The organism is Streptomyces sp. NPDC097129 (assembly GCF_055668065.1).
This window is the reverse complement of record NZ_JBVOQE010000004.1, coordinates 44795-70258: the sequence shown is the minus strand read 5'-3', so window position 1 is coordinate 70258 and position 25464 is coordinate 44795. Positions and strand designations below refer to the sequence as shown.

24 protein-coding genes are annotated in these 25464 nt (G+C 71.5%); 8 read left to right on the top strand and 16 right to left on the bottom strand.

All coding sequences use genetic code 11. The annotated features are described in order from the left end of the window. Position 1: 1 nt before the first annotated feature. The 6 genes from AC0B9F_RS14135 to AC0B9F_RS14110 are packed head-to-tail and all read right to left on the bottom strand — an operon-like array spanning position 2 to position 4942. Complete coding sequence (locus AC0B9F_RS14135) at positions 2-1339, bottom strand: CpaF family protein (RefSeq protein ID WP_472002271.1); 1338 nt, start codon at positions 1337-1339, stop codon at positions 2-4. 1 nt (position 1340) lies between these two features. After that, positions 1341-1715, bottom strand: a complete 375-nt coding sequence (locus AC0B9F_RS14130) for a TadE/TadG family type IV pilus assembly protein (RefSeq protein WP_472002269.1) — start codon at positions 1713-1715, stop codon at positions 1341-1343. After that, positions 1712-2041, bottom strand: a complete 330-nt coding sequence (locus tag AC0B9F_RS14125; protein WP_472002953.1) for a pilus assembly protein — start codon at positions 2039-2041, stop codon at positions 1712-1714. Before AC0B9F_RS14125 ends, AC0B9F_RS14130 begins: the two co-directional genes overlap by 4 nt. A 44-nt stretch (positions 2042-2085) precedes the next feature. Further along, positions 2086-3324, bottom strand: coding sequence for an AAA family ATPase (locus AC0B9F_RS14120; protein ID WP_472002267.1), 1239 nt, complete (start codon positions 3322-3324; stop codon positions 2086-2088). Between the two features lie 9 nt (positions 3325-3333). Continuing rightward, complete coding sequence (gene cpaB, locus AC0B9F_RS14115) at positions 3334-4038, bottom strand: Flp pilus assembly protein CpaB (protein WP_472002265.1); 705 nt, start codon at positions 4036-4038, stop codon at positions 3334-3336. Positions 4039-4096: 58 nt separating this feature from the next. Further along, positions 4097-4942: a hypothetical protein gene (locus AC0B9F_RS14110; RefSeq protein ID WP_472002263.1), complete on the bottom strand. Its 846-nt coding sequence runs from the start codon at positions 4940-4942 to the stop codon at positions 4097-4099. A gap of 260 nt (positions 4943-5202) precedes the next feature. Here AC0B9F_RS14110 and AC0B9F_RS14105 point away from each other — a divergent pair, with 260 nt between their 5' ends. After that, positions 5203-6909: a chitinase gene (locus AC0B9F_RS14105; RefSeq protein ID WP_472002261.1), complete on the top strand. Its 1707-nt coding sequence runs from the start codon at positions 5203-5205 to the stop codon at positions 6907-6909. Between the two features lie 609 nt (positions 6910-7518). Here the strand turns inward: AC0B9F_RS14105 and AC0B9F_RS14100 are convergent. The 3 genes from AC0B9F_RS14100 to AC0B9F_RS14090 form a co-directional block, all read right to left on the bottom strand. Then, positions 7519-7842, bottom strand: a complete 324-nt coding sequence (locus AC0B9F_RS14100; protein WP_472002259.1) for a hypothetical protein — start codon at positions 7840-7842, stop codon at positions 7519-7521. Positions 7843-8059: 217 nt separating this feature from the next. Next, on the bottom strand, positions 8060-8536 hold the full coding sequence (locus AC0B9F_RS14095; RefSeq protein WP_472002258.1) for a barstar family protein: 477 nt from the start codon (positions 8534-8536) through the stop codon (positions 8060-8062). 391 nt (positions 8537-8927) lie between these two features. Continuing rightward, entirely contained in the window at positions 8928-9599 is a 672-nt protein-coding gene (locus AC0B9F_RS14090) for a DUF4097 family beta strand repeat-containing protein (protein WP_472002257.1), read from the bottom strand. Positions 9600-9821: 222 nt separating this feature from the next. Here AC0B9F_RS14090 and AC0B9F_RS14085 point away from each other — a divergent pair, with 222 nt between their 5' ends. The 3 genes from AC0B9F_RS14085 to AC0B9F_RS14075 all read left to right on the top strand — a co-directional run bounded on the left by AC0B9F_RS14085 (position 9822) and on the right by AC0B9F_RS14075 (position 12536). After that, positions 9822-10547, top strand: coding sequence for a GbsR/MarR family transcriptional regulator (locus AC0B9F_RS14085; RefSeq protein WP_472002256.1), 726 nt, complete (start codon positions 9822-9824; stop codon positions 10545-10547). A gap of 131 nt (positions 10548-10678) precedes the next feature. Then, positions 10679-11185 (top strand): SigE family RNA polymerase sigma factor, encoded by a 507-nt coding sequence (locus tag AC0B9F_RS14080; RefSeq protein WP_472002255.1) that lies wholly within the window; start codon positions 10679-10681, stop codon positions 11183-11185. Positions 11186-11258: 73 nt separating this feature from the next. After that, complete coding sequence (locus tag AC0B9F_RS14075) at positions 11259-12536, top strand: hypothetical protein (protein ID WP_472002253.1); 1278 nt, start codon at positions 11259-11261, stop codon at positions 12534-12536. 46 nt (positions 12537-12582) lie between these two features. On the opposite strand, the gene AC0B9F_RS14070 is transcribed toward AC0B9F_RS14075, so the two are convergent. The 5 genes from AC0B9F_RS14070 to AC0B9F_RS14050 all read right to left on the bottom strand — a co-directional run bounded on the left by AC0B9F_RS14070 (position 12583) and on the right by AC0B9F_RS14050 (position 17157). Next, on the bottom strand, positions 12583-13176 hold the full coding sequence (locus AC0B9F_RS14070) for a hypothetical protein (protein WP_472002251.1): 594 nt from the start codon (positions 13174-13176) through the stop codon (positions 12583-12585). Positions 13177-13251: 75 nt separating this feature from the next. Beyond that, positions 13252-14730, bottom strand: a complete 1479-nt coding sequence (locus AC0B9F_RS14065; RefSeq protein WP_472002249.1) for a GntP family permease — start codon at positions 14728-14730, stop codon at positions 13252-13254. A gap of 209 nt (positions 14731-14939) precedes the next feature. After that, positions 14940-15350: a RidA family protein gene (locus AC0B9F_RS14060; RefSeq protein WP_472002247.1), complete on the bottom strand. Its 411-nt coding sequence runs from the start codon at positions 15348-15350 to the stop codon at positions 14940-14942. Then, entirely contained in the window at positions 15347-16108 is a 762-nt protein-coding gene (locus AC0B9F_RS14055; protein ID WP_472002245.1) for an IclR family transcriptional regulator, read from the bottom strand. Before AC0B9F_RS14055 ends, AC0B9F_RS14060 begins: the two co-directional genes overlap by 4 nt. Next, positions 16105-17157: a sugar kinase gene (locus tag AC0B9F_RS14050; RefSeq protein ID WP_472002243.1), complete on the bottom strand. Its 1053-nt coding sequence runs from the start codon at positions 17155-17157 to the stop codon at positions 16105-16107. Before AC0B9F_RS14050 ends, AC0B9F_RS14055 begins: the two co-directional genes overlap by 4 nt. Before the next feature lie 131 nt (positions 17158-17288). Between AC0B9F_RS14050 and AC0B9F_RS14045 the strand changes: the two genes are divergently transcribed. Both AC0B9F_RS14045 and AC0B9F_RS14040 read left to right on the top strand, forming a co-directional pair. Beyond that, positions 17289-18554: an amino acid deaminase gene (locus AC0B9F_RS14045; protein WP_472002241.1), complete on the top strand. Its 1266-nt coding sequence runs from the start codon at positions 17289-17291 to the stop codon at positions 18552-18554. A gap of 10 nt (positions 18555-18564) precedes the next feature. Continuing rightward, complete coding sequence (locus AC0B9F_RS14040) at positions 18565-20175, top strand: N-acyl-D-amino-acid deacylase family protein (protein ID WP_472002239.1); 1611 nt, start codon at positions 18565-18567, stop codon at positions 20173-20175. 31 nt (positions 20176-20206) lie between these two features. On the opposite strand, the gene AC0B9F_RS14035 is transcribed toward AC0B9F_RS14040, so the two are convergent. Together AC0B9F_RS14035 and AC0B9F_RS14030 are read right to left on the bottom strand one after the other, a co-directional pair. Next, positions 20207-21100, bottom strand: a complete 894-nt coding sequence (locus AC0B9F_RS14035; RefSeq protein ID WP_472002237.1) for a S1 family peptidase — start codon at positions 21098-21100, stop codon at positions 20207-20209. Between the two features lie 744 nt (positions 21101-21844). Then, complete coding sequence (locus AC0B9F_RS14030; RefSeq protein WP_472002235.1) at positions 21845-23479, bottom strand: DNA polymerase III subunit gamma/tau domain-containing protein; 1635 nt, start codon at positions 23477-23479, stop codon at positions 21845-21847. 126 nt (positions 23480-23605) lie between these two features. Here AC0B9F_RS14030 and AC0B9F_RS14025 point away from each other — a divergent pair, with 126 nt between their 5' ends. Both AC0B9F_RS14025 and AC0B9F_RS14020 read left to right on the top strand, forming a co-directional pair. After that, positions 23606-24817, top strand: a complete 1212-nt coding sequence (locus AC0B9F_RS14025) for a pyridoxal phosphate-dependent aminotransferase (protein ID WP_472002233.1) — start codon at positions 23606-23608, stop codon at positions 24815-24817. Positions 24818-24917: 100 nt separating this feature from the next. Further along, positions 24918-25337, top strand: a complete 420-nt coding sequence (locus AC0B9F_RS14020; protein WP_472002231.1) for an SCO4983 family protein — start codon at positions 24918-24920, stop codon at positions 25335-25337. Positions 25338-25464 lie beyond the last annotated feature (127 nt).

The following is a 25464-nucleotide window of genomic DNA, read 5'->3' as shown; positions in this document are numbered from 1 at the left end:
CCTACCTCGCCTCTCGGGTGGCCAGTTGGTCGGCGCTGTGGGCGACGCCGTAGGCCTGGGGGATGGGCTGGCCGGCCATGTAGAGGCGGTCGGCGGTGCGGCGCGGCAGCGGGAAGAACTGGAAGGTGCCGTACACGCGGCCGTCCCCGGTCATCGGCTGGGCCTGGAAGCGGGCGGCGGTGGCCAGGCGGTACGGCTCGCCGCCGTGGCTGTCGAGCAGGGCGATCTCGGTGATGCGGCGGGCGCCGTCGGGGAAGCGGGTGAGCTGGACGATGACGTCGACGGCGCTGTTGATCTGGTCGTGCAGGGCCACGAAGGGGATCTCCACGTCGGACATGGACGCGAGGGTCTGCAGCCGGGTGAGGGCGTCCTCGGCGCTGTTGGCGTGCACGGTCGCCAGGGAGCCGTCGTGGCCGGTGGACATGGCCTGGAGCATGTCGAGGGACTCGCCGCCGCGGACCTCGCCGACGACGATCCGGTCGGGCCGCATGCGCAGCGAGTTGCGGACCAGGTCGCGGATGGTGATACGGCCCTTGCCCTCGACGTTGGGCGGGCGGGATTCCAGGCGGATCACATGGGACTGCTGGAGCTGGAGTTCGGCGGAGTCCTCGATGGTGATGATGCGTTCGCCCTCGGGGATGAGTCCGGACAGGGCGTTGAGCAGGGTCGTCTTCCCGGTGCCGGTGGCGCCGGAGACGATGATGTTGAAGCGGGCCTGCACCAGGCCGGCCAGCAGGAACACCATGTGCTCGTCGAGGGAGTCGAAGCCGACCAGCTCGTGCAGGGTGAAGGAGCGCGGGAAGCGGCGGATGGTGAGGGTGGGGCCGGTCAGGGAAAGCGGCGGGATGATGACGTTGACGCGTTCGCCGGAGGGGAGGCGGGCGTCGACCATCGGGTTCGACTCGTCGACACGGCGGTTGACCGTGGAGACGATCCGTTCGATGGTCTGCATCAGCTGGTCGGCGCTGGCGAAGCGGAGCGGGAGCTGCTCGACGCGGCCGGCGCGTTCGACGAAGATCGCGTCGGGGCCGTTGACCATGATCTCGGTGATGGAGGCGTCTTCGAGGAGGGGTTCGAGGATGCCGAGGCCGAGCGCCTCGTCGACCACGCGGCGGATCAGCTGGGAGCGTTCGACCGTGGACAGGACCGGTCCCTCGCGGCTGATGATGTGGCCGAGGACGCGTTCGAGGCGGGCCCGGCGGTCGGCGGCGGCCAGCGCGCCCATCTCCGCGAGGTCGATCTCCTCCAGCAGCTTGGCGCGGTAGGAGGCGACCAGGTGGCCGTCCTCACCGCGGCCGCGGTGCTCCTCGGGGGAGCTGACGCGTGCCCGCAGGCTCATCTCAAGTGCTCCTCGGTCGGTGGTCGAGCGGCATGGTCGCGGTGCGGCGGGCTTCCCCGAAGTCCCAGCCGGGGACGAGGGAGGGGATGTGGACGGCGGCGGTGACCTGCACCGCCTCGCCCAGATCTGCCCTGCTGCACGCGGTGCCGTCGGCGAGTGAGCCGCTGACCGCGCTGACGCACGCCGCCTGGTAGTCGTCGTCCAGCGAGGCACTGCGCGCCCCCGCCCGCGCCGCCGTACCGGCCTGCTGGGCGGTGTAGGCGACCAGGCCGAGTTGGATCCCGGCGAGCGCGACGAGCAGCAGGACCGGCAGGAAGCCGAGGTACTCGATCGCCACCTGGCCGCGGTCGCGGGCGCCGCCGGCGTACCGCGTCATTCCTTCGCCTCCTCCACCGCGCCCGCCGTGCCGTGGACGCGCAGCGGGAAGCCGATCACACCGGGGAAGAGGATGGGGACCTCCAGGGAGACGTGGGCCTTCACATAGCCGTCCGCCGTCACGCAGCCGATGTCCGCGGCGCCGCGCCACGGGCCCGACAGCTTGTCCGTGCCCGCCCGGCGGCAGGCCGCGTCGCGGGCTCCCGGCTCGGCCGCCGTTGCCGCGCGGACCGCCTCGTCGGCGGCGTTCCCCGCGAGGGTGTAGGTGTAGCCGACCAGCACGCACTGCCACAGCACGACCAGCGTGGTGATGATCAGCGGGGTCATGCCGAGGAACTCGACGGTGACCTGTCCCGCGTCCTTCCAGCGCTTCACCCGCCCTCCTTCCGCCGGCGCAGCACCAGCGCGCCGCGCCCGCCCGCCCGGTGGCCGCCCTCGGCGGTCCGGGCGAGCCCGAGTTCCCCGGCGAGGGTCCACAGGGCCTGCTTCACGGCCGACTTGCTCTCCAGCTCGTGCAGCCGCCCGGCGTCGACGACGGCCTGGAGTTCCTTGAAGTGGGCGGGGACGGCCGTGGCCGCGAGGGCGGTGCCGGTGATCTTCTGGATGAGGGCGGGCTGGATCTCCGTGGCGCGTGTGTGCCGGTTGACGACGACGGTGGTCTCCTCGGCCTTGCGGATCTGGAGCCGGTCCCACAGGCGTACGGCCCGTTTGGCGCCGCGGACGGAGACCACGTCCGGGGTGGTGACCAGCAGGGCCGTGTCGGCCATTTCCACGGCCGTCGCGCCGGCGCCGGACAGCTGGGCGCCGCAGTCGACGACGACGACGTCGTAGCGGGCGCGCAGGGCGCTGACGATGTGGCGGGCGGCGCGGTCGGTGACGTCCTCGCCGCGTTCGCCCTCGGCCGGGGCGAGCAGCAGGGCCAGACCGGTCTCGTGGTTGAAGACGGCGTCGGCGAGGACCCGCGGGGTGATGTCGGTGATGCCGGCGAGGTCGACGACCGAGCGGCGGAACTGCACGTCGAGGTAGGAGGCGATGTCGCCGGTCTGCAGGTCGAGGTCGACGAGGGCGGTGGCGCGCCCGGCGGCCTGCGCGGCGAGGGCGAGGTGGACGGCGGTGACGGTGGTGCCGACGCCGCCCTTGGCGCCGCTGACGGTGACGACGGTGCCGCCGGAGCCGGTGAAGACGTCGCCGCCGTGCCCGAGGTGGCGCCGGACGCCCACCGACCACTGGGCGACGGCCTGGACACGGCTGGCGAGTTCCTCGTACGACAGCGGCAGCGCGAGCAGGCCGCGGGCGCCCGCGTCCATGGCGGCGGAGAAGAGGACGGGGCTGGCGTCGGTGGTGACGAGGATGACGCCGACCGACGGGAAACGCAGGGCGACCTCGCGGATCAGCTCCAGGGCGGGGACGGGCCCGATGCGTTCGTGGACGACGACGACTTCGGGCAGTTCGTCGACGGACTCGGCGGCGAGGCGGGCGAGGGAGTCGACGAGCTGGGTGGAGTCGACGACCGGGGCGGCCGGTTCGGCGTCGGGCAGCTGGCTGAGCAGCGTCGTCAGGGACCGGACGGCGTCGGTGTCGCCGACCGCGGGGAGGATCCTCGTGGGCATGCGGGCTCCTCACTTGTCCTTGGCGAGTTCGTACGTCCGGGCCTGCGGGGGCACGTCCGCGTCGCCGCCGGGTGCCACCAGGGCGAGCCGCACCCGCTTGGCGAACGACTCGGCGTAGGTGATGCGCTGGGCGTCGAGCGCGGAGAGCGCGAAGGTGATGGGGACGGCCTCGGTGGTGCGGGTGCGTTGGTCGGCGTCGGGTTCGAGGGCGGTCAGCTTGCCGACGTTGAGGACCTTGGCGCCGGTGACGATGACCCGGGACTGGTCCGGGTCGCCCTGCTTCTGTCCCTCGAAGGTGGCGTAGACGTTGACGGACGCACCGGGGGTGATCTGGCCGGCGACGCCCGTGGCCGCGTCGATCATGATGGCGACCTCCTGCTGGCCGGGCCGCAGGGCCGGCTGGTCGACGATCATGTCGCGCTGCAGCAGGGAGCCCGCCCGCAGGGTGGTGACGGCGATCTTGCCGCGCAGGGCGGACAGGTCGGTGACGGCGGTGTGCGACAGCCACCGCTCGGGCATCCTCACCTGTTTGAACTGAGCGGGGCTGAGCGCGGTGTAGGGCGCCACATCGCTCTTGACCTCGTACGCGGTGACCTCGGGCCCGACCTTGGACTTCACGTCGTCGACGACGGACAGCACGCCTGCGAACGCGCCGAGCGCGCACAGGACCGACAGGAGCAGGAGGATGACGCCGCGGCGCTGACGGGAGTTCATGGACCGTGCAACCTCATCGGATGGTGGGCGAGGGGGGTGGCGGGGCGGTCGCTCGGGCTCAGCCCGCGGGAACCGGGAGGTCGTGGGCGGGCGGTGGGGCGGCGGAGCAGAAGACGCAGCGGTCGCCGATGACGCGGATGCCGCACCAGTGGCAGGTGCTCTGCCGTACGGAGGTGACGAGCTGGTACAGCACCGGCAGGTCGGACAGGTAGGAGCAGAACTCGACGAGCTTGCCGGTGCCCCACCAGGCGGCGGACTCGGCGGGCAGCGGCGCCTCGTGCAGGCCCTGGACGTTCCAGGCGGGGGCGAGGGTGCCGGCGACCCAGTCGGAGGTGAGCTGCCCCTTGGCGTGCACCAGCCGGGTCGCGAACTCCGGGCCCTTGAGGGCGGCCGCGGGCCCCAGCCGGACCAGCTGCGGCTCGGGGTGGGCGAGGACGGCGAACTGACTGCCCGGCAGCCAGGAGCGGGCGTGCGCCTTGAGGTCGACGGGGACGCGGTCGAGGCGGGCGACGGAGCCGAGCAGGGCGCCGGCGTGGAGGTAGTGGGTGAGCAGGCGGCCGGCCGAGGCGAGGACGCCGGGAGAGAGGTCGCAGGAGGCGAGCTGACGGAGCTGGCGGGCGAGGACGGCGACGGCGAGGGGCGGCAGGCCGGGCCGGAAGAGCGCGATCCGGTCGCTCTCCAGCAGGGACCTCGCGGTGCGCAGCCGCTGTTCGACGCCGGGCGGGACACCGGGCGCGTACACGACGACGACATGTCCGTACTGTTCGACGAGGGCGTGCAGGCTCAGCACCGCCTGCTCCAGCGGCTGCCGGTCGAGGTCCGGCAGGACGGCGGCGGGCAGGGTCCGCTCGTCCTGCGCCGGCAGGGCCAGTTCGGCACTGGTCACGGCGACGGCAGTTGGCACGTGCAGCTCCCCCCTCACGTCCCCGTTCCCACCGGCCGGTCCCACCGGTCACGTGAGCGCACCGGCGTGACTTCACTGCGTGACTACGTGAGCACTGTAACCACGCGTCTGTGACCGGAGAACAGCGTTTGTGGAGCCGAGAAGGAACTGTCATCGCGCAAGTCGCGCCAAAGTGGGACAGGTTGCGCGTTCGGCCCCTTGCTTCACGGATTTGGTCTGGACCTCTTGACAGTCATATTGGTCTGGACCAACTTATGCGCATGTCCCCACACAACCGATCGGCCCGGCTCTGGTCCGGTGCCGTCACCGCCGCCCTCGCCCTCACCCTCGCCGGTGCGGGCCAGGCGTCCGCAGCCGACGTCAACAACGTCAAGAACGCCGGATTCGAGGCCGGGCTCGGCAACTGGACCTGTTCCGCGAACAGCGGGACGACCGTCTCCTCGCCCGTGCACGGCGGCACGTCCGCCCTGAAGGCCACGCCCGCCGGGCAGGACAACGCCCGGTGCACCCAGACCGTCGCCGTGAGGCCCAACTCGACGTACAGCCTGAGCGCGTGGGTCCAGGGCGGGTACGCCTACCTGGGCGTGACGGGCACGGGCACGACCGACGTCTCGACGTGGACGCCGGACTCGCCGACGTGGAAGCAGCTGACGACGACGTTCACCACGGGCTCGTCGACGACCTCGGTGACGCTGTATCTGAACGGCTGGTACGGCCAGGCGGCGTACTACGCCGACGACGTGCAGGTGTACGGCCCCGACGGCGGCGGAGGCGGCGACCCGGCCCCGACCGTCCCCGCCGCACCCGCGGGCCTGACCGCCTCCGCCACGACGTCCTCCTCCGTCTCCCTCTCCTGGAACGCGGTGCCGGGCGCGACGGGATACACCGTCTACCGCGACGGCGCGAAGGCCGCGTCCGTGAGCGGCACGTCGGCCACGGTCTCCGGGCTCGCGGCATCCACGTCGTACTCCTTCCAGGTCACGGCGTCCAACGCGGCCGGTGAGTCGGCGAAGTCGGCGGCGGTGTCGGCGACGACGGCCGGCACGGGTGGCGGCGGCGGAGGTGGCGGTGGCGGCACGGGGCTGCCGAAGCACGCGGTGACGGGCTACTGGCAGAACTTCAACAACGGCGCGACCGTGCAGAAGCTGGCGGACGTGCCCGCGGCCTACGACATCATCGCCGTCGCCTTCGCGGACGCGACGACCACGCCGGGCGCCGTGAGCTTCACGCTGGACTCCGCGGGCCTGGGCGGCTACACCGTGGACCAGTTCAAGGCGGACATCCGCGCCAAGCAGGCGGCCGGCAAGAAGGTCGTCGTCTCGGTGGGCGGCCAGAACGGCACGGTGTCGATCAGCGACTCCGCGTCCGCGACGAACTTCGCGAACTCGGTCTACGCACTGATGCAGACGTACGGCTTCGACGGCGTCGACATCGACCTGGAGAACGGGCTCAACCCTACCTACATGACGCAGGCGCTGCGCTCCCTGTCGGCCAAGGCGGGCCCGTCGCTGATCCTCACGATGGCCCCCCAGACCATCGACATGCAGTCGACATCCGCCGGCTACTTCCAGACGGCGCTGAACGTGAAGGACATCCTCACGGTCGTCAACATGCAGTACTACAACAGCGGTTCGATGCTGGGCTGCGACGGCAAGGTCTACAGCCAGGGCACGGTCGACTTCCTCACGGCCCTGGCCTGCATCCAGCTGGAGGGCGGCCTCGCCCCGTCCCAGGTGGGCCTGGGCCTGCCGGCGTCCACGCGCGCGGCGGGCAGCGGCTACGTCTCCCCGACGGTCGTGAACAACGCCCTGGACTGCCTGACGAAACTGACCAACTGCGGCACCTTCAAGCCGTCGAGGACATACCCCGACCTGCGGGGCGCGATGACCTGGTCGACGAACTGGGATGCGGCCGCGGGGAACGGGTGGTCGTCGTCGGTGGGGGCGCATGTGCATGCGATGCCGTGAGGCGTGACTCGCCCCTCGGGGGCGCCCCCTGCCGGATACCCCTGGTCCGAGTGGAGTGCGCCCCCTGCTCAGCCCCCGATGCCGATACTGCGCTGAGCCTGCCGTCACCTGGCGTCTTCGCGGACCAGGCGCTCCACGGTTTCCGCTCCTGCCGCGAAGACCGCCCACCAGCGGCTCCTCGCAGGGACATGAGCCTGGCCCTTGGCGTCGATCCACAGGGCCAGGCCACCTTGCCCCCCGTGAGAGCCCACCACGACCAGGCCCCGCAACACGGGATCAAAACAGCCGCCGTACGGCGCGCAGAATCAAGCTCACTCGCCTGTCGTCTGGCACTGGACCAACCTGCTTCCAGGCCTCAACCGCTCGGGCTCCGTTCCTCGGACTGTCACCTTGCCGGAATGAACGGTATCCAATTGGTCCACTTCTCTTCCGTACCACTCAATCCTCGCCAGCGTGACCTTCTGCAACTGATCCTTGTTTTCCGCCTGGGGGGACATCACAGCAAAAGTCATGCCGAGTACTGCCGTTCCTTCGATGCACCGAACGACACACACGGCCGAGTTCGGCTCAGCCGAAGGAAGGACGTCCAAAACGCTCAATACTGAATTCTCAGGCACGCCTGTGCGCCTCCTCGACGAATCTGGCGATCTGCTCCGGTGAGAGCTTGGGCACATCGTACTCAAGCAGCGGATCGATATCGCCGTTGTTGATCTTTCGTGGTACGTGAATCCCCATCTCCGACAATATTTCTCTCGCTGTTGATGAGGGAACCTGCATCGACGCCCGGGACGAGAGCTCGCCCGGGCTGAGTTCAACCGGCCACTCCGCTTCCCGCGCGATGTACCCCTCGTGCACGGCAACCCCTTCGAGCGCACTGCGGGGGTAGATCTCGACGACCGCGTCCCTGAACCTCTCCGCCTGCGTGGCGAACACGGTTGCCACCCCCGGATCCGACGAGGTGGGCGTGATGCCCCACCTTTGTACACCGGGACTTCCCTCGAACCCCCTGGTCGTCCCTCGGAAGAGATGCTCGGGGCAAGGAGAGAGTCCGAAGGGATCGCTCCACGTGTGCGGGTTGAAAACATACGCCGACGGGTTGGGCCCCCGTGTGGGGTGTCACCTCTCTGGCGGCCCTCCAATCCGGTGTGCGTCATAGAGAGCGTTCGGCTTGAGAGATTTCCGCCCTGATGTCATCGCAGGATTCAGCGGCACAGAGGAAGACGACTCGGAAGATGGATTTCTTCCGGCCAGGCAGTCCAGGCTTGGCCGCCCACGATTCCGCAGCTCTCACGAGAACACGCAGGAAATCAGAGCGCTCACTCGGGTTGTCTGCCAATACGTGATCAACGTCGTCCACCATCAGCAGGTAGCGCGTTGCTGGAATCCAGTTCAGATCGGACAAGCAATCATACAGCGCGTTCCAGTTCCATCCGAAGTAATCAGGCAGACGGAGATTCTCGTAGAATTGCGCAAAAACAGCGTCAGAGTCGGCCATCTCTCGCCCCTGCATGCGCGCAGCGTAGATCGACCCGCTCGATGGCAGAGCTTGCACGGCCACAACAAGCGAATCACTCGGACTGACGATCAACCAGGGGGGCGAGTCAGTCCACCAGGGCAGGTCGCTCATCGCCCGACCTCCATGACGATGTACGTCTGATAATGCGTCGGAGTGCAGTAGGCGGACCCATCGGAACCCGTGATGATGTGCTCTCCATCAGGCTTCGGATTCTGCGCCGACTGCACTGTGCCCCTTTCGTGTAGCGAATCGGTTTCCCGGCCCCGTCAAACTCGGGGAGCTCGTGGCTGCCGTTCCTTCTGAATGTCCTGCAGCCTCGAGGTGTCACCAAGGGTCGCCTGATTGGACAACGACTTCAGTGGGTGCCCCGGCGAGATCGGTGACGATACCGAAGAACCATGAGTCGCCCTCGTGTTGGGGTGCGTCGGCAGCTGCGATGGGTTCGGTCTGGACGATGGGCCGGTAGCGCTGGGCTCGCCGGGGCGCGGGCGGGATCGTTCGTTTACAGGCCGCGTGCGGTGATGTTGCCGTAGGAGGTGGTCGCTCGGATGGTGAGGTCGGCCTCGGCGCCGTCGGTGTTGTTCAGGGTGTTGGTGATGCGGCCGTAGCCGGTGCCGGCGTCCAGGGTGGCGGAGGCACCGCGGGCCGCGTCGACCGTGATGTCGCCGGACTCCGTGCGCAGGGTGAGCGCGCCGCGCACGGCCTCGGCGATACGGATGTCACCCTTCTGGACGCCGATCTCCGCCGGGCCGGTCAGTCGGCCGACCGAGACGTCGCCGGCCGCGACGGTGAGGCGTACGCTCGCGGCCTCGTCGAGCTTCACCGGGCCCTGCGCGCCCTCGAAGACGACGTCGCCGAGCCGTCCGACGCCCCGCAGCTCGGCGGCGGCGGCCTTCGCTTCGACACGGGAACCTGCCGGGAGCTGGACCGTCACCTCCACACTGCCGGACGGCCCGAGGAGCCGGTTCTGCGCCACGGACGCCGCGATCCGCAAGACCCCGTCGCCGTACTCGACGGTGGTCCCCTCCGCCGCCTTCACGTCGCGGCTCTTCGCGGCGTTCGCGGGCAGGACCTCGACCACGGTGTCGGCCCGGTCGGCGGCGATGAACTGGATGCGTCCGGCGGGGATGTCGAGGACGACCGAGACCGGGGCGGGGGTGTCGAACTTCTGCATGGTGCTCTCCTTCGCTTCGTTATTTCCGATGAGGGAAACGCTACGTTGCGTTCACGAGCAAGGCAATGACCTTCTTGCGATCTCAGAGCATTCACGCAGGTCATTGTGCGTAATTCGTTGCAACGGCGCTCGGAGCAATGCAACGCGACCCACAGCATTCGTTGCAATGGCCTTGCCGTGAACGCTACGCTGAGGTCTCCACGGAGTACCAAGGAGGCCGTCGTGCCGGGAGGCAGACTCACGCAGCAGGAGCGTCAGCAGATCGCGCTGGGGCTGGCCGACGGCCTCGCCTACGCGGAGATCGCCCGGCGTCTCGACCGTCCGACCTCGACGGTCACGCGCGAGGTGATGCGCAACGGCGGGCCCACCGCCTACCGCGCCGACCTCGCCCACCGTGCCACCGAGCAGCGCGCGCACCGGCGCAGGCAGGCCGCGCCCCGCGCACCTCAGATGCCGTCGCGTACGCCGCCGCACGGCCGCGATGCCGAAGCCGTGCGGGCGTACGAGGAGATGTTCACGACCCTCCTCATGCACCAAGGGCTGCCCAAGATGATGGCCCGGGTGCTGACCTGCCTCTACACCACCGACGCCGGCAGCCTCACCGCCTCCGAACTCGCCCGGCGTCTCGAGGTCAGCCCGGGGTCCGTGTCGAAGGCGGTCGCGTTCCTCGAGAGCCAGGGGCTCGTTCGCCGGGAGCGCCAGGAGGGCCGCCGCGAGCGCTACGTCGTCGACGACGACGTCTGGTACCAGTCGATGATGGCCAGCGCCCGCGGCACCGCCCAGCTCGCCGAGACCGCGCGCGAGGGCGTCGGCGTCCTCGGCGCGGGCACACCGGCGGCCATCCGTCTCGAGAACATCGCCCGTTTCGTCGACTTCGTCTCCGAGGCCATCGCCCGCGCCGCGGAACAGGCCCGCGAGGTCCTCTACACGAAACCCGACAGTGAGTGAAACATTTCCGCTCCCCAGCGCATCGATGGAGTGGAGGCACCGCACGGCTGAGTGGCGGTACCGCACGGCGAGATGGCGGCACCGCACGGCGCACGCCTCGCCCCGAGTGACGCCAGGACCAGGGAGAGCAGATGAGACAGGCCCGGGCTGAGGAGTACGCGGAGTTCGCGGCGGTGCGGGCCGGCCATCTGTACCGGTCGGCCTGTCTGTTCACCGCCGGGGACACGCACCTCGCCGAGGACCTGGTGCAGGAGACGCTCGGACGGATCTACGTCCGCTGGGGACGCGTCTCCCGCGCCGACAACCCGGCGGCCTACGCCCAGACCGTGCTCACCCGGGCCTTCCTCGCCCACCAGCGGCGGCGCAGCAGCGGGGAGCGGGTGACCGCCGCGCTGCCGGAGACGCCGTACACCGCGGGCGACACGCCGTTGCGGCTGACCCTGCTCGACGCGCTCGCGCGGCTGCCCGCCAAGGACCGGGCCGTCGTCGTCCTGCGGTACTGGGAGGACCGGTCCGTCCAGGAGACCGCCGCCGTACTCAACGCCAGTTCGGCGTCCGTGCGGACCCGGTGCGTACGGGCCCTGGCCCGGTTGCGGGAGCTGCTCGGCGAGGACATCGGCGCGTACGCCCGGCCCTGAGCCTCCTCCGGCTGCCCCCCTCCGACTCGATCTTCATCCCTCACCTCTACCTCGCGGAAACGGTGGTTCTGCCATGCCCCTCGACCAGCACAGCGATCCGCACAGCGATCCCTTCGAGGACCAGCTCTCCGCCGCCCTGCACCAGACCGGCGGCACCTTCGAGACCGACCGGAACGCCCTCACCGCGGGCGGCGCGCGGAGGGGCCGGCGACTGCGGTTGCGGCGCCGGGCGGCCGTCTTCGGCGGCGTGGCCGGCGTCGCGCTCGCCGGGGTGGGCGGGGCGCTCCTCCTGCCGTGGGGCCAGGGGGGTTCCACCGCGGCCCCGGGGCTGTCCAGCGTCGCGAGCAAGCCGCGACCACAGCCGCAGCCGTCCAAGAGCGCGGCGGCCACGGGCGTCACCCAGCAGCAGATGATCCAGACCCTCGAACGGCTCCTGCCTCAGGGCACGTTCACCAAGGTGAAGGGCCGCGGGTCCAAGGGCAGGGCCACGGTGTTCCCCTTCGCCTCCGTCGTCTACGACGACGGCAAGGGGGCCGCCGCCCTGTCCGTCAGCCTCAACCAGGTGGAGCCGGGCGGGCTGGACGCGCGGCAGGCGCTCCAGTGCCCGGACAAGGTCTACATCCCGTACGACTCCTGCGTGACGAACCATCTCGCGGACGGCTCGGTGATCAGGATCCTTCAGGGGTACGAGTATCCCGACCGGCGTGTGGACACCAAGAACTGGACCGCCGACCTGGTCACGCCGACCGGTCAGCACGTCGCCGTGATGGAGTGGAACGCCCCCGCCGAGAAGGACGCGGCGATCAGCCGGGACGAACCTCCGCTGGATTCCGCCGCGTTGACCCGGCTCGCGTCGGCCAGGGACTGGCGGACCCTCGTCGACGCCCTCCCGCGCGATCCCCGCCGCCCCTCGCCCGACCCCACGGACCCCGGCGCCGACCTGCACGCCCGCACCAAGCTGCTGGCCCTGCTGCCCAAGCAGCTCAAGGTCGTCGACAAGAGCGGTGACGACAGCGACTTCGCCTACGCCGTCGTCGACGACGGCAAGGGCAGGAGCCTGGTGCAGGTCAACGTGCAGCCGGACATGAGTGACGTACGCGGTGACCTCTTCGACTCGGGGGACGAGACGCTGCCCGACGGCACCCGGGTCGCCGTGCACCAGGGGCCCGGGGAGAAGGGCGTCAAGGGCGTCGTCATGTGGACCGTCGACACCATGCGCAAGGACGGTTTCCGGGTCGTCATCAGCGCTTTCAACTCCGGTTCGCAGCACGACGCCGCCACCCGTGCCACCCCGGCGCTGACCATCGAGCAGCTCCGGGAGATCGCTCTCAGCCCGCGCTGGCGCAGCTGACCCCGCAGGGGGTTCGGAAGAACTCCGACCAGGGCTGGTCCAGGGCCTAGTCCTCGCCGTCCGCTTCGGCCTCCGGCTTCACTTCGGCCTCCGGCTGCGCTTCGGCCTCCGGCTCCGCTTCGGCTTCCGCGCCCTCTTCGAAGTACGCGTCGAGGACCGCGTCCAGTTCCGCCTCCCATGTGGCGAAGTCGGCGCGGGACTTGGCCTCGATCTCGATCGGGTACCAGCGGCGCTCGGGCGTGTGCACGGTGACCGTGAACCGCTTCCCGAAGCGGGCCGTCTCCGTCTCCACCGCGCCGATCTCGTCCCACCGGAACTCGCACGCCTGGTCGTCGAGGGACAGCCGTACGCCCTGGCGGTCGGCGACGATCCGCGCGCGGCGGTCGGCGGCCTCGAAGACCGGGCCGTCGGCCGGTTCGGCCCCTTCGGCCGTCTCCTCGGCGGTCGCCGGTTCGGCGGCCTCCTCGGCCGGCGCCGTTTCGGCCTCCTCGTCGGCCGGTGCGCCCTTCTTGGGCCCGGCTTCCGCCGCTTCCCCCGGCTTGGGCGCGGTGATCCCGGGGACGAAGGCGGGGTCGAACCCGGCGCCCGTCACGGGTTCGGCCTTCAGGGGCTGGATGCTCTCACCTATGCGCTGCTCCACAGCGGAGCAGTATGGTCGACGATCCTGTGTCGCACACAGCCAGCCCCTGCATCGTTATACGAATACAAACCAGCGTCATACGAAGACGCTGACGGCCGCGGCCACCGCGAACCCGGCCAGCGACAGCACCGATTCGAGTACCGTCCACGACTTCAGCGTGTCCCGCTCGCTGATGCCGAAGTACTTCGCGACCATCCAGAAGCCGCCGTCGTTGACGTGCGAGGCGAAGATGGAGCCGGCCGAGATCGCCATGATGACGAGGGCGACGAAGGCCTCGCTGTGGTGCCCGGCGGACAGCAGCGGGGCGACGATGCCCGCCGTCGTCACGATCGCGACCGTCGCGGAGCCCTGGGCGACCCGCAGGACGAGCGAGATCAGGTACGACAGGACGATCACCGGCAGGCCCACGCCGTGGAAGGTGTCCGACAGCGCCTGGGCGACCCCGCCGGCCTTCAGCACGGCGCCGAACACACCGCCCGCGCCGACGACGAGCAGGATGTTGCCGACCGGCTTCAGCGAGGCCGTCGAGACGGTCTCCAGGGACTTGCGGGACCAGCCGCGGCGCACGCCGAGCAGGTAGTACGCGAGGAGCAGGGCGATGGTGAGCGCGACGAAGGGGTGGCCGAAGAACTCGATCACCGAGCGGCCGGTGGAGGGGGCGAGGGCGATCGAGGAGAACGTGGCGGCGAGGATCAGCGCCAGCGGCGTGCCGATGATGCCGAGGACCGTACCGAGCGGGACCGGCGCCTCGCGCGGCTCGACGCCCTGCGTGCGCTGTTCGGCGAGCACGACCGCCTTGGCCTCCTGGGCCGCCTCCAGCATGTCCTGCGGGACGGGGACGAAGAGGCGGTGGCCGATCCAGGCGGCGTACGCCCAGGCGGCGAGGACCGCCGGGAGGCCGCAGACGACGCCCATGAGGATGATCCAGCCGAGGTCGACGTGCAGCAGACCGGCCGCGGCCACCGGGCCGGGGTGCGGCGGCAGGAAGGCGTGGGTCATCGACAGGCCGGCGAGCAGGGGCAGGCAGTACAGCAGGATCGACTTGCCGGACCGTTTGGCGGCGGCGTAGACGATCGGCGCCAGGACGAAGATGCCGACGTCGAAGAAGACCGGGATGCCGAAGATCAGGCCGGTCAGGCCCATGGCGAGCGGGGCGCGGCGTTCGCCGAACAGGCCCAGCAGGCGCGAGGCGAGGACTTCGGCGCCGCCGCTGACCTCGAGGACGGCGCCCAGCATGGTGCCCAGGCCGATGATGATCGCGACGTGGCCGAGGATGCCGCCCATGCCGGACTCGATGGTGGAGACGGCGTCGGAGCGCTGGACCGTGCCGAAGAGTTCCGTGACGGACAGGCCGGCGAGCAGGCCGACGGCTATGGAGACGGCGAGGAGGGCGACGAACGGCTGGAGCCTGACCTTGATGATCAGGAAGAGCAGCAGGGCGATGCCGACGGCGGCGACCGTGAGCAGGCCGGGCGTGCCGCCGATCAGCAGGAGAAGGCCGCCGGTGTGGGGTGGCGTCGCGGCGGGGGCGGAGGCGGCGAGGGCGAGGGACATGCGGGCTGGTCCTCTACGGGGAGGGGGGCGGGGGACGCGGTAAGTGCATGGTGCTTTCGGGCAGGGGGCATCGCGGCGCGGCGCCCGTGGGGGCGCCGTACCGGGTGCGGACGTACGGGTGGTGAGGGGGCGTCAGCGCCCCCGCGGACGGCGGCTCAGCCGAGGACGGCGGCTCAGCCCAGGACGGCGGCTCAGCCCAGGACGGCGGCTCAGCCGAGGACGGCGAGCGCGTCGATCTCGATGAGGAGCCCGGCGGGGAGGCCGACGTACACCGTGGTGCGCGCGGCGGGCGGCTGGGTGAGGCCCTGCTCCCCGAAGTAGGCGTTGTAGATCTCGTTCATCTCGGCGAAGTGGTCCACGTCGGTGAGGTAGACGCGGATCATCATCACGTCGTCCCAGCTCGCGCCGCCCTCTTCGAGGATCGCCTCGACGTTGGCGAGGGTCTGCAGGGTCTGCTCCCGCAGCGTGGGGCCGGCCGGCGTCGGGGCCTTGCCCTCTTCGGCGGGGAGGAAGCCGACCTGCCCGGCGACCTGGAGGATGTTGCCCTTCTTCACGCCGTGCGAGAACTTCGCCGGCGGGGTGGTGTGGGTCTTCGGCGTCAGCGCGATCTTGTCCGTCATTCGGGGTCCTTTACTGGCGTTCTTCCGGAGTACTCGCCGCTGATGGCGTCCGCGGTACGGCGCACCAGCGGGAGCAGGGTGAGGAGTTCCTCGGCGGTCACGACGACGTTCGGCGCGGACACCGACATCGCGGCGACCACCCGGCCGTCGGCGCCGCGGATGGGCGCGGCGACGCAGTTGATGGACTCCTCGTGGCCACCGAGGTCGGTGGCCCAGCCCTGTTCGCGCACCGTGGCCAGCTCCTTGAGGAAGGCGTCGGCGTTCGGGGTCGAACGGGCCGTGTACAGGGGGTAGTCGAGCTTCTCGGCGACAGCGCGGCGTTCGTGCTCGGGCAGGTCGGCGAGGAGCAGTTTCGCGACGGCGGCGACCGTGATGGCGACGGGCTTGCCGATCCGCGAGTACATGCGCACCGGGTAGCGGCTGTCCACCTTGTCGATGTAGAGGACCTCGTTCTCCTCGTACACGGCGAGGTGGACGGTGTGGCCGCAGCTCTCGTTGAGGCGCGCCAAGTGGGGGTGGGCGATCTCGCGGATGTCGAGGTTCTCCATCGCCTCCTGGGCGAGGGCGAAGAGGCGGGCACCGAGCCGGTAGCGCTGGTCGGACTGGCGGTAGACCAGGCCGTGCTCGTGCAGGGTGCGCAGCAGGCGCAGGGCGGTGGACTTGTGGACGCCGAGGCGGTCGGCGACCTGTCCGAGGTCGGCGGGGCCCTCGGCGAGCAGCGGCAGGATGCTCAGGGCGCGGTCGACGGTCTGGCTCATGGGGCGGGTACCTCCTCTTCGGCCTGCTCGGCCTGCGTCCAGCCGGGGCCGAGTCGAAGTGTCCCCCATGTCCCGTCGTCGACGGCGGCGAGCCGGTCGGCGTGTGCGCGGGCGGGGGGTGCGGTGAGGTCGCCGGGGGTGGTGAGGGCGGCGGCGGCCCAGAGGTGGGCGTGGCGGAGGCGGTCCTTGGCGGCGAGGCCGCGGAGGGTGGCGTGCAGGAAGCCCGCGGCGAAGGCGTCGCCGGCGCCGGTCGTCGCCACGACGCCCACCCGCAGAGCGGGGACGAAGGTGACCGGTGTGCGGGGGCAGAAGACCGTCGCGCCCCGCTCCCCCTGCTTCACGACCAGCGTCCGCGGCTCCGGCAGCAGCGCGCGGATCGCCTGCGGGCCGCCGGTGACGCCCCAGGCCGCTTCCGCCTCGTCCTCCCCCACGAAAACGACGTCCGCCGTGCGGGCGAGTTCCAGCAGCAGGCCGGGGCCACCGGAGGAGACCCACAACCCCGCCCGGTAATTGACGTCGAACGACACCAGGGGCCGTTCCGCGCCCGGCGCCGTCAGTTCGCGCATCAGCTCGCGGCAGCCGTCCGACAGCGCCGCCGTGATCCCCGACAGGTGCAGCACGCGGCAGGAGCGGGCCGCCGCGAGGTCGGTCCCGGACACGGACATCGCGGAGGCCGCCGAGCCCGCCCGGTAGTACGCCACCTCGTGCGCGTCGGTGCCGCGCTCCCCGGCGGTGCGGAAGTACACGCCCGTCGGGCGGGCCGGGTCGCGCTGTACGGAGCTGACGTCGACGCCGTACGCGCCGATGGCCTCGATCAGGTGGTCGCCGAAGCCGTCGGCGCCGACGCGGCTGATCCACCGCGTGCGGTGGCCGGCGGCGGCCAGCATGCAGGCGACGTTGGACTCGGCGCCGCCGATGGACCGGTGGAAGGACGGGACGTCGGCGAGGCGGCCGGGCCGGGTGGGCAGGAACGTGACCATGGACTCGCCGAGCGCGACGACATCGACGGTGTCGACGTCGGGGGCATGGCGGGGTGCGGTCCTGGTCACGATGGTCGTAGCTCCTCCGTCGGGGGGCCGGCTGTCGTTGACCCCGCGTTGGCCGAGATGTTAGACAGCGGTGAGCGACATACGCAACGAGCGTTGCAATACATGCAACGCAACTGATCAGGGAGGCTCTCATGAGCAGCGACGCTCTCGCCCGCCTGGCCGACGAACGGGTCGACCACCGTTTCAAGGGCCTCCCGCCGGACGCGGACGGTCTGAGCGTCGGCGAGCTGACCGCCCAGCGCCGCAACCTGTTCACCGGCGGCTTCGCCACGCCCGTGCTCGCGCTGTCCGCCGAGCGCCTGGAGCACAACCTGAAGCTGATGGAGACGTACGCGGCCCGGCACGGACTCGCCTTCGCGCCGCACGGCAAGACCTCCATGGCGCCGCGGCTGTTCCAGCGGCAGATCGAGCACGGCGCGTGGGGCATCACCCTCGCCGTGCCGCACCAGGTGCGGGTCGCGCGGGCCTTCGGGTTCCGGCGGGTGTTCCTCGCCAACGAGCTGGTCGACCCGGCCGCCCTGCGCTGGATCGCGGACCGGCAGGACGAGGACCCGGACTTCCGCGTGATCTGTTACGTCGACTCCGTGCGCGGGGTCGAGCTGATGGACGCGGCGCTCGCGGGCGCAACGCGCCCCCTGGACGTCGTCGTGGAGCTGGCCGCCGGGGACGGCGCCCGTACCGGCGTGCGCACGGGCGCCGAGTGCGCGGCCGTCGCGGACGCGGTGGCGGCCGTGCGCACGCTGCGGCTCGTCGGGGTCGCCGGGTACGAGGGCGAGGTGCCGCAGGCGACGCACGAGCGGGTGACCGCGTGGCTGCGGCGGCTGGTGGCGCTCGCCGCCGAGTTCGACAAGGCGGGGCGGTTCGCGGGCCTGGACGAGATCGTCGTGAGCGCGGGCGGCAGCGCCTGGTTCGACGCGGTCGCCGAGGTGTTCGCCGAGATCCCCGCCCTGTCCGCGCCGGTCCTGAAGCTGCTGCGCTCCGGCGCCTACGTCTCGCACGACGACGGCCACTACCGCCGCCTCACCCCGTTCAACCGGGTGCCCGAGGAGGGCGCGCTGGAGCCGGCGTTCCGGCTGTGGGCGCAGGTCGTCTCCCGCCCCACGCCCGAGCAGGCGTTCCTCAACGCGGGCAAGCGGGACGCGGCGTACGACCTGGACCTGCCCGTGGCCCAGGTGGTACGCCGGGACGGTGACGAACGCCCGGCGACCGGGATCGAGGTGACCGCGCTGTCCGACCAGCACGCCTGGCTGCGCACCGCCCCGGGGGCGGAGCTGGAGGTCGGGGACTGGGTGGGCCTGGGGCTCTCGCACCCGTGCACGTCGTTCGACAAGTGGCCGCTGATCCCGGTGGCCGAGGCGGACGGCACGGTGGTCGACTACCTCCGCACGTTCTTCTAGGGAGGCCGGCGTGGAAGACCTCGTCATCCGGGACGCGGACGTCGTCGACGGCTCCGGCGCCGACTCCTACCGCGCCGACGTCGTGATCGACGGCGGCCGGATCGTGTCCATCGTCAAGGAGGCGGCCGCCGCCGGCTGCCAGCGCCCGCGGGCCATGCGTGAGCTGGACGCCGAGGGACTCGTCCTGTCCCCGGGCTTCATCGACATGCACGCCCACAGTGACCTGGCGCTGCTGCGCGACCCCGGCCACAGCGCCAAGGCCGCGCAGGGCGTGACGCTGGAGGTGCTGGGCCAGGACGGCCTGTCGTACGCGCCGGTCGACGACCGCACCCTGGGCGAGGTCCGCCGCGCCGTCGCCGGCTGGAACGGCCCCGGTGACGACATCGACTTCGACTGGCGCTCGGTCGGCGAGTACCTGGACCGGCTGGACCGCGGGATCGCCGTCAACGCGGCCTATCTGATCCCGCAGGGGACGGTGCGGGCCCTGGTGGTCGGCTGGGAGGACCGGGAGGCGACGCCGCGGGAGCTGGAGCGGATGCGGCAGCTGGTCGCCGAGGGTCTGGAACAGGGCGCGGTCGGGATGTCGTCGGGGCTGACGTACACGCCGGGCATGTACGCGAAGGACGCCGAACTGACCCAACTGTGCCGGGTGGTGGCCCGTTACGGCGGCTACTACTGCCCGCACCACCGCTCCTACGGCGCGGGCGCGCTCGAGGCGTACGCGGAGATGGTGGAGCTGACCCGGGAGGCGGGCTGCGCGCTGCACCTCGCGCACGCCACCATGAACTTCGGCGTGAACGAGGGGCGCGCGCCCGAGCTGCTGGCGCTGCTGGACGACGCGCTGGCCGCGGGCGCGGACATCACGCTGGACACCTACCCGTACACCCCGGGCTGCACCACTCTCGCAGCGCTGCTGCCGGGCTGGGCGAGCGAGGGCGGCCCGGAGGCGGTCCTGGAGCGGCTCGCGGACGACGACACGGCCGAGCGGATCCGCCGCCACCTGGAGGTGGAGGGCTCGGACGGCTGCCACCGGGTGCCGGTGGAGTGGGAGACGATCGAGATCTCCGGGGTGGGCGATCCGTCGCTGGCCGCCTACGTGGGCAGCACGGTCCGCGACGCGGCCGCCCGGCGCGGCGAGGAGCCGTGGACGGTGGCCCGCCGGCTGCTGACGGCCGACCGGCTCGGTACGACGATCCTCCAGCACGTCGGCCACGAGGAGAACGTGCGGGCCATCATGCGGCACCGCGTCCACACCGGCGGCTCGGACGGCATCCTGCAGGGCACCAAGCCGCATCCGCGGGCCTACGGCACCTTCCCGCACTATCTCGGCCACTACGTCCGTGAGCTGGGCGTTCTGTCGCTGGAGGAATGCGTCGCCCACCTCACCGGCCGGCCGGCGGCCCGGCTGCGTCTGCCGGACCGGGGCCTGGTCCGCGAGGGTCACCGGGCCGACCTCGTCCTCTTCGACCCGGCGACGGTGGCGGCGGGTTCGACGTACGACGAGCCGCGCCGGCTGCCGACGGGCATCCCGTACGTGCTGGTCGACGGCCGGTTCGTGATCGAGGACGGGAGTCGCACGGATGTGCTGGCGGGGCGGGCGGTGCGCAGGACCGCGACCTGAGCGCGCACCGGCCGCCCCGTGCGGATGCGTTCTACGGCTTGGGCAGGACGCAGCCGCTGCGGCTGAGGTCCAGCTTGTTGCCGATGCCGAAGCAGGCGGGGATCTGGTAGGTCTCCTCGGCGTAGTTGATGCCCTGGCGGACGGTGACGTTGCCGTTCTGGTCGACCTCGCACGGGTTGTTCTCCGTGCAGCGCTGGCCGTCCTCGTTGCCGGTGTTGTTGACGGCGACGACCTTGCCGGTGGCGGTGTCGATCACGGGCGAGCCGGAGGTGCCGCCGATGGTGTTGCAGGTGGAGGTGTAACGGACCGAGTCCTTCCAGGTCCAGTCGCCCTCCTTCAGCCGGTACACGAACCCGTCGATGTTGCAGGAGTACGTCCGCTTCCAGTAGCCGGAGACGACCTTGATGGCGGTGCCGGCGACCGGGTGGGTGTCCTGGACGGTGAGCGCGCTGATGCCGTACGTGCTCTTGATCTGTGCGTAGGTGCGGGTCAGCTGATAGATCGTCACGTCCGTGTCGGTCATCGTGGAGTAGGCGACCTTGCTCGCGCGCAGCGTGCCGACGCCCCGGCCCGAGGAGTTCAGCAGGGTGAAGGAGCGCGAGGAAGGCTGGTCGACGATGACCTCGCCGGCCGCGGGGAAGCCGGTCTCCAGGCAATGGCCGTTGCTCAGCACGAGCGCCGGGTCGTTGTCCTGGGAGGCCGGGAAGCGGATGACGGAGCCGGAGCAGTTGCTGAGCGCGACGGTGCCGGCGAAGTCGACGGCCTTCAGCGTCGGTGTGGGTGTGGGTGCGCTCCGCTCCGGTGCGGGTGCGCTCCGCTCGGCCGCGGGTGCGGGTGCGCTCCGCTCGGGCGCGGCGACCGCGGGTGCCGCGCCGGCTGCGGTGACGGCCAGGGCGAACAGCGCGGCGACGAGAGGCTTTCTCATGTGGGGGTCCCCTCTTTGCGACGGGGGCGACCGGAGGGTTTCCGGCCGCCCACTCTCTTGTCATGCGCATTGTGATCGCCGGGGTGCGGGGGGAACAAGGTGCGGGTTTGAGCCATAGGGGTTTCCCTGCGTGGCCCTGCGGGGCTTTGGCGGGGGGGGTCGTTCGGTTGGGTGCCGGGTGCGGGTCTGGGGGTGGCTGAGCGCGCAGTTCCCCGCGCCCCCTTGGGGAGTTGCCGGGGGCGTCGGCGTGGGGGCTCGGCGGCGGGCTACGGAAGGGGGCGGGTTCGGTTGTGTGCCGGGTGCGGGTTGGTCGGTGGCTGAGCGCGCAGTTCCCCGCGCCCCTTGGGGAGTTGCCTTGGGCGTCGGCATGGGCGTCGGCGTGGGGGCTCGGCGGGGCTACGGAAGGGGGTGGGTTCGGTTGTGAGCCGGGTGCGGGTTGGTCGGGGGCTGAGCGCGCAGTTCCCCGCGCCCCTTGGGGAGTTGCTGTGGGCGTCGGCGTGGGGGCTCGGCGGGGCTACGGAGGGGGCTCGTTCGGTTGTGTGCCGGGTGCGGGTCTGGGGGTGGCTGGGCGCGCAGTTCCCCGCGCCCCTTGCCGGGTTGTTGTGGGCGTCGGCGTGGGGGCTCGGCGGGGCTACGGAAGGGGTCGCCTCGACCGCCTGCCGGGTGCGGGTTTGTGGGGGGCTGGGCGCGCAGTTCCCCGCGCCCCTTGCCGGGGTTGTTGTGGCCGGGGGTGGGAGGGCTGGGCTATCTGGGGTGCCTTGGGCCGCCTGGGCGGTGGCTGGGCTTGGCGGTGGGCGTGGGGGAAGACGAGACGGTGGGGGTCGGGGACGTCGTCGTGAGGGTGGGCGTCGGGCTCGTGGGCTCCGGGGGCGGTGAGTTGGTCCTGCTCGGCGCGGTCACCGGTGTCTTCGAGGTCGGCGACGCGGTCGTCGGGGCGCTCGTGGTGGCGGGCGCCGGGGCCTGGGAAGCCGCATCCGTCGCCTCGGCTGCCGCGGGCGGTGCGACCTCGCTCGCGCCTCCGGCGTCCTCCGTGCTGTGCGTGGCCTGCGTGTCGTGCGGAGAGTCGGTGGTCGCCGTCGTCGGGGTGGGGTCCTGGCGGCTCCCGGTCCCGTCGGACGGCGAGCCCGAGAAGGAGAACGCGGCGAGCAACACCGCGGCGCACACTGCGGTGACCGCGCCGGCGGCGACCGCGATACGGCGCCGCCCGCCCCGCCCGCGCTGCTCCCGCAGGGCGGCGGCACGGCTGCCCTCACGGGCGGACGCCGGGCCGGTGTGCGGGTGGACATCCACCCAGGGATGGGAATCCACGCCCGGGTGAGCGTCGGGTCCGGTGTGCGGGTGGGCATCGACGTGTGGGTGAGCGTCCGATCCGTCATCGGCGGGAGCCGCCCAGCCCGCGTCCCGCGCCTCGAAGCCGGGGCCCGCCGGCCATGCGCCCGGCACCGCGACGGTGGCGTCCTGCCACCCGGCCTCAGGCGCCACGACGGTGGCGTCCTGCCAGCCGGCACCTGGCACCGCGACGGAGGTTTCGGCACCCTGCCAGCCCGAATCCGACGCCGTGACGGTGGCGTCCTGCCAGCCGACCCCCGGCACCACAACGGTGGCGTGCTGCCAGCCGGCACCCGGCGCCATGACGGTGGCGTCGGGATCCTCCCACCCGGCCTCCGGCGCCGCGGCCGCGGCGTGCTGCCACCCGGCGCCCGGCAATGCGGCGGTGGCGTCGGCGCCCTGCCAGCCCGAATCCGACGCCGTGACGGTGGCGTCCTGCCACCCGGCACCCGACGCCATGACGGTGCCGTCGGGATCCTCCCACCCGGCCTCCGGCGCCGCGGCCGCGGCGTGCTGCCACCCGGCGCCCGGCACCGCGGCGGTGGCGTCGGCGCCCTGCCAGCCCGAATCCGACGCCGTGACGGTGGCGTGCTGCCACCCGGCTCCCGGCGCCATGACGGTGGCGTCGGCGTCCTCCCAGCCGGCGCCCGGCGTCGCGGCGGTGGTGTGCTGCCGGCCGGCCTGCGGCGTGGTGCCGGCCCGGTGCTGCCGGACGGCCTGCGGCGTGGTGCCGGCCCGGTGCTGCCGGACGGCCTGCGGCGTGGTGCCGGCCCGGTGCTGCCGGACGGCCTGCGGCGTGGTGCCGGTCGGTTGCTGTCGGCCGGTCTCGTCGTCGCCGTAGGGGGCGACGGGCACTCCCCCGCCGGCGGAGCCCTCCCGCAGCGGCGGCAGTGGTGCCGTCTCGTCGTAGGCGGTCTGCCAGCCGTGGGCGGCGGCCGGGTCCGCGTACGCGTCGTAGGCGGGGGTGGGTGCGGCGTTCGGGTGATACACGTTCGGCGGCCCCTGCGGCGCGTCGTGCGCCCCGCTTCCGTACTGACCCTGGCTGGACATGGGCGCGAATTGTAGGGACGCAAGTGGCTCCTGGGACAGTCGACGGCGATATCCGGTCAAATCGCCGCGTCTCACGTGGCGGAAAACACCACCCATGGCGCGTTATGCGGCCGTAAGCTCCTTGACATGCAGGTGATCCAGTCGACCAAGCTCGCCAACGTCTGTTACGAGATCCGGGGCCCGGTACTCGAGGAGGCGATGCGGCTCGAGGCGGCCGGACACCGCATTCTCAAGCTGAACACGGGCAACCCGGCGGCGTTCGGCTTCGAGTGCCCGCCCGAGATCCTCGAGGACATCCTCCGCAACGTCTCCACCGCCCACGGGTACGGCGACGCCAAGGGCCTGCTCGCCGCCCGCCGCGCGGTCGTGATGCACAACCAGACCCTCGGCATCGAGACGGACGTCGAGCACGTCTTCATCGGCAACGGCGTCTCCGAGCTGATCGTCATGGCGATGCAGGGGCTGCTCGACGACGGCGACGAGGTGCTCGTCCCCGCGCCGGACTACCCGTTGTGGACCGCCGCGGTGTCCCTGTCCGGCGGCACCGCCGTCCACTACCGCTGCGACGAGCAGTCCGACTGGATGCCCGATCTCGCCGACGTCGAGCGCAAGGTCACCGACCGCACCAAGGCGATCGTCATCATCAACCCCAACAACCCCACGGGCGCCGTCTACGACGAGTCCGTGCTCAAGGGGCTCACCGACATCGCCCGCCGGCACAACCTGCTGGTCTGCTCCGACGAGATCTACGACAAGATCCTCTACGACGGCGCCACGCACACCCCGACCGCCGCCGTCGCGCCCGACCTGCTCACCCTCACCTTCAACGGCATGTCGAAGGCGTACCGGGTGGCCGGCTACCGGGTCGGCTGGATGTCGATCTCCGGGCCGCGCGCCCACGCCGACTCCTACATCGAGGGCCTGACGATCCTGGCGAACATGCGGCTGTGCGCCAACATGCCGGGCCAGCACGGCGTGGTCGCGGCCCTCAGCGGGCGGCAGACGATCAACGACCTGGTCCTGCCGGGCGGGCGGCTGAAGGAGCAGGTCGACACCGCCTACGAGCTGCTGACGCAGATCCCGGGCGTGACATGCGTACGGCCGAAGGGCGCGCTGTATCTCTTCCCGCGGCTGGACCCCAAGGTCTTCAAGATCAAGGACGACCGGCGGATGGTCCTCGACCTGCTGCGCAGCGAGAAGATCATGGTGGTGCAGGGTACCGGGTTCAACTGGCCCGAGCCCGACCACTTCCGCGTGGTGACCCTGCCGTCGGCGACCGACCTGCGGGACGCGGTGGGCCGTATCGGGCGCTTCCTGGACGGGTACGGCCAGCACTGACGCTCACCCTCGGTGTGCATGGCGTCCGCTTTTGTGAGCGACTCAACTTTAGACAGAATCTAAGCTAGGATGGTTTCCCGAAGCACACGGGAGGCCATCCATGTACGAACCGATCCGCACCAAGTCGGTCCACAGCTCGATGGCCGGCACGCCCTCGGACTTCCCGCACCGCTCCCGCGAGGAGGAGCTGGAGTTCCAGCTCGCGGGCCATCTCGCCGCGCTGCTCGCCGTCACGGACGAGCTGCGGGCGCTGACGCCGTCGACCGATCTGGACGCCGCCGGTGAGCGGCTCGCCGAACAGGTGTCCCGGCTGCGCGGAAGCGGTTCTCCGGTGCGCGCCGTACCCCAGGGCGCGGGCGCCGCTGACGCGCGGGCCCTGCACGAGCGGGCGCACACCCTCGCCGGACGCGCGCTGGTCGTCGCCGCGTCGCGGGCCGACACGGCCGCGGCGATCCTGGCCGCCCAGCAGATGGACCTCCACGCCGCTGCGCTGGAGCCGCGGGAGCTGGCGTCCCACTGAGGCCCTCCGGGGCCTCCCTCCGAACGGCCCCGGTCCGCGTGCACCCGCAGCGACGCGCGGACCGGGAGCCACGGCACTGCGTTCGCTTTCGCCGATTCGCCTGATCGCCGCCGGCGCCTGTGCCGTC

What these genes read in the sequence shown, in the direction of transcription:
- AC0B9F_RS14090 (WP_472002257.1), bottom strand. Translation starts at nt 9,599, where the DNA reads ATGCAGAAGTTCGACACCCCCGCCCCGGTCTCGGTCGTCCTCGACATC.
- AC0B9F_RS14025 (WP_472002233.1), top strand. Translation starts at nt 23,606, where the DNA reads ATGCAGGTGATCCAGTCGACCAAGCTCGCCAACGTCTGTTACGAGATC.
- AC0B9F_RS14030 (WP_472002235.1), bottom strand. Translation starts at nt 23,479, where the DNA reads ATGTCCAGCCAGGGTCAGTACGGAAGCGGGGCGCACGACGCGCCGCAG.
- AC0B9F_RS14065 (WP_472002249.1), bottom strand. Translation starts at nt 14,730, where the DNA reads ATGTCCCTCGCCCTCGCCGCCTCCGCCCCCGCCGCGACGCCACCCCAC.
- AC0B9F_RS14125 (WP_472002953.1), bottom strand. Translation starts at nt 2,041, where the DNA reads ATGACCCCGCTGATCATCACCACGCTGGTCGTGCTGTGGCAGTGCGTG.
- AC0B9F_RS14060 (WP_472002247.1), bottom strand. Translation starts at nt 15,350, where the DNA reads ATGACGGACAAGATCGCGCTGACGCCGAAGACCCACACCACCCCGCCG.
- AC0B9F_RS14035 (WP_472002237.1), bottom strand. Translation starts at nt 21,100, where the DNA reads ATGAGAAAGCCTCTCGTCGCCGCGCTGTTCGCCCTGGCCGTCACCGCA.
- AC0B9F_RS14105 (WP_472002261.1), top strand. Translation starts at nt 5,203, where the DNA reads ATGTCCCCACACAACCGATCGGCCCGGCTCTGGTCCGGTGCCGTCACC.
- AC0B9F_RS14095 (WP_472002258.1), bottom strand. Translation starts at nt 8,536, where the DNA reads ATGAGCGACCTGCCCTGGTGGACTGACTCGCCCCCCTGGTTGATCGTC.
- AC0B9F_RS14135 (WP_472002271.1), bottom strand. Translation starts at nt 1,339, where the DNA reads ATGAGCCTGCGGGCACGCGTCAGCTCCCCCGAGGAGCACCGCGGCCGC.
- AC0B9F_RS14080 (WP_472002255.1), top strand. Translation starts at nt 10,679, where the DNA reads ATGAGACAGGCCCGGGCTGAGGAGTACGCGGAGTTCGCGGCGGTGCGG.
- AC0B9F_RS14020 (WP_472002231.1), top strand. Translation starts at nt 24,918, where the DNA reads ATGTACGAACCGATCCGCACCAAGTCGGTCCACAGCTCGATGGCCGGC.
- cpaB (WP_472002265.1), bottom strand. Translation starts at nt 4,038, where the DNA reads ATGAACTCCCGTCAGCGCCGCGGCGTCATCCTCCTGCTCCTGTCGGTC.
- AC0B9F_RS14120 (WP_472002267.1), bottom strand. Translation starts at nt 3,324, where the DNA reads ATGCCCACGAGGATCCTCCCCGCGGTCGGCGACACCGACGCCGTCCGG.
- AC0B9F_RS14045 (WP_472002241.1), top strand. Translation starts at nt 17,289, where the DNA reads ATGAGCAGCGACGCTCTCGCCCGCCTGGCCGACGAACGGGTCGACCAC.
- AC0B9F_RS14055 (WP_472002245.1), bottom strand. Translation starts at nt 16,108, where the DNA reads ATGAGCCAGACCGTCGACCGCGCCCTGAGCATCCTGCCGCTGCTCGCC.
- AC0B9F_RS14130 (WP_472002269.1), bottom strand. Translation starts at nt 1,715, where the DNA reads ATGACGCGGTACGCCGGCGGCGCCCGCGACCGCGGCCAGGTGGCGATC.
- AC0B9F_RS14075 (WP_472002253.1), top strand. Translation starts at nt 11,259, where the DNA reads ATGCCCCTCGACCAGCACAGCGATCCGCACAGCGATCCCTTCGAGGAC.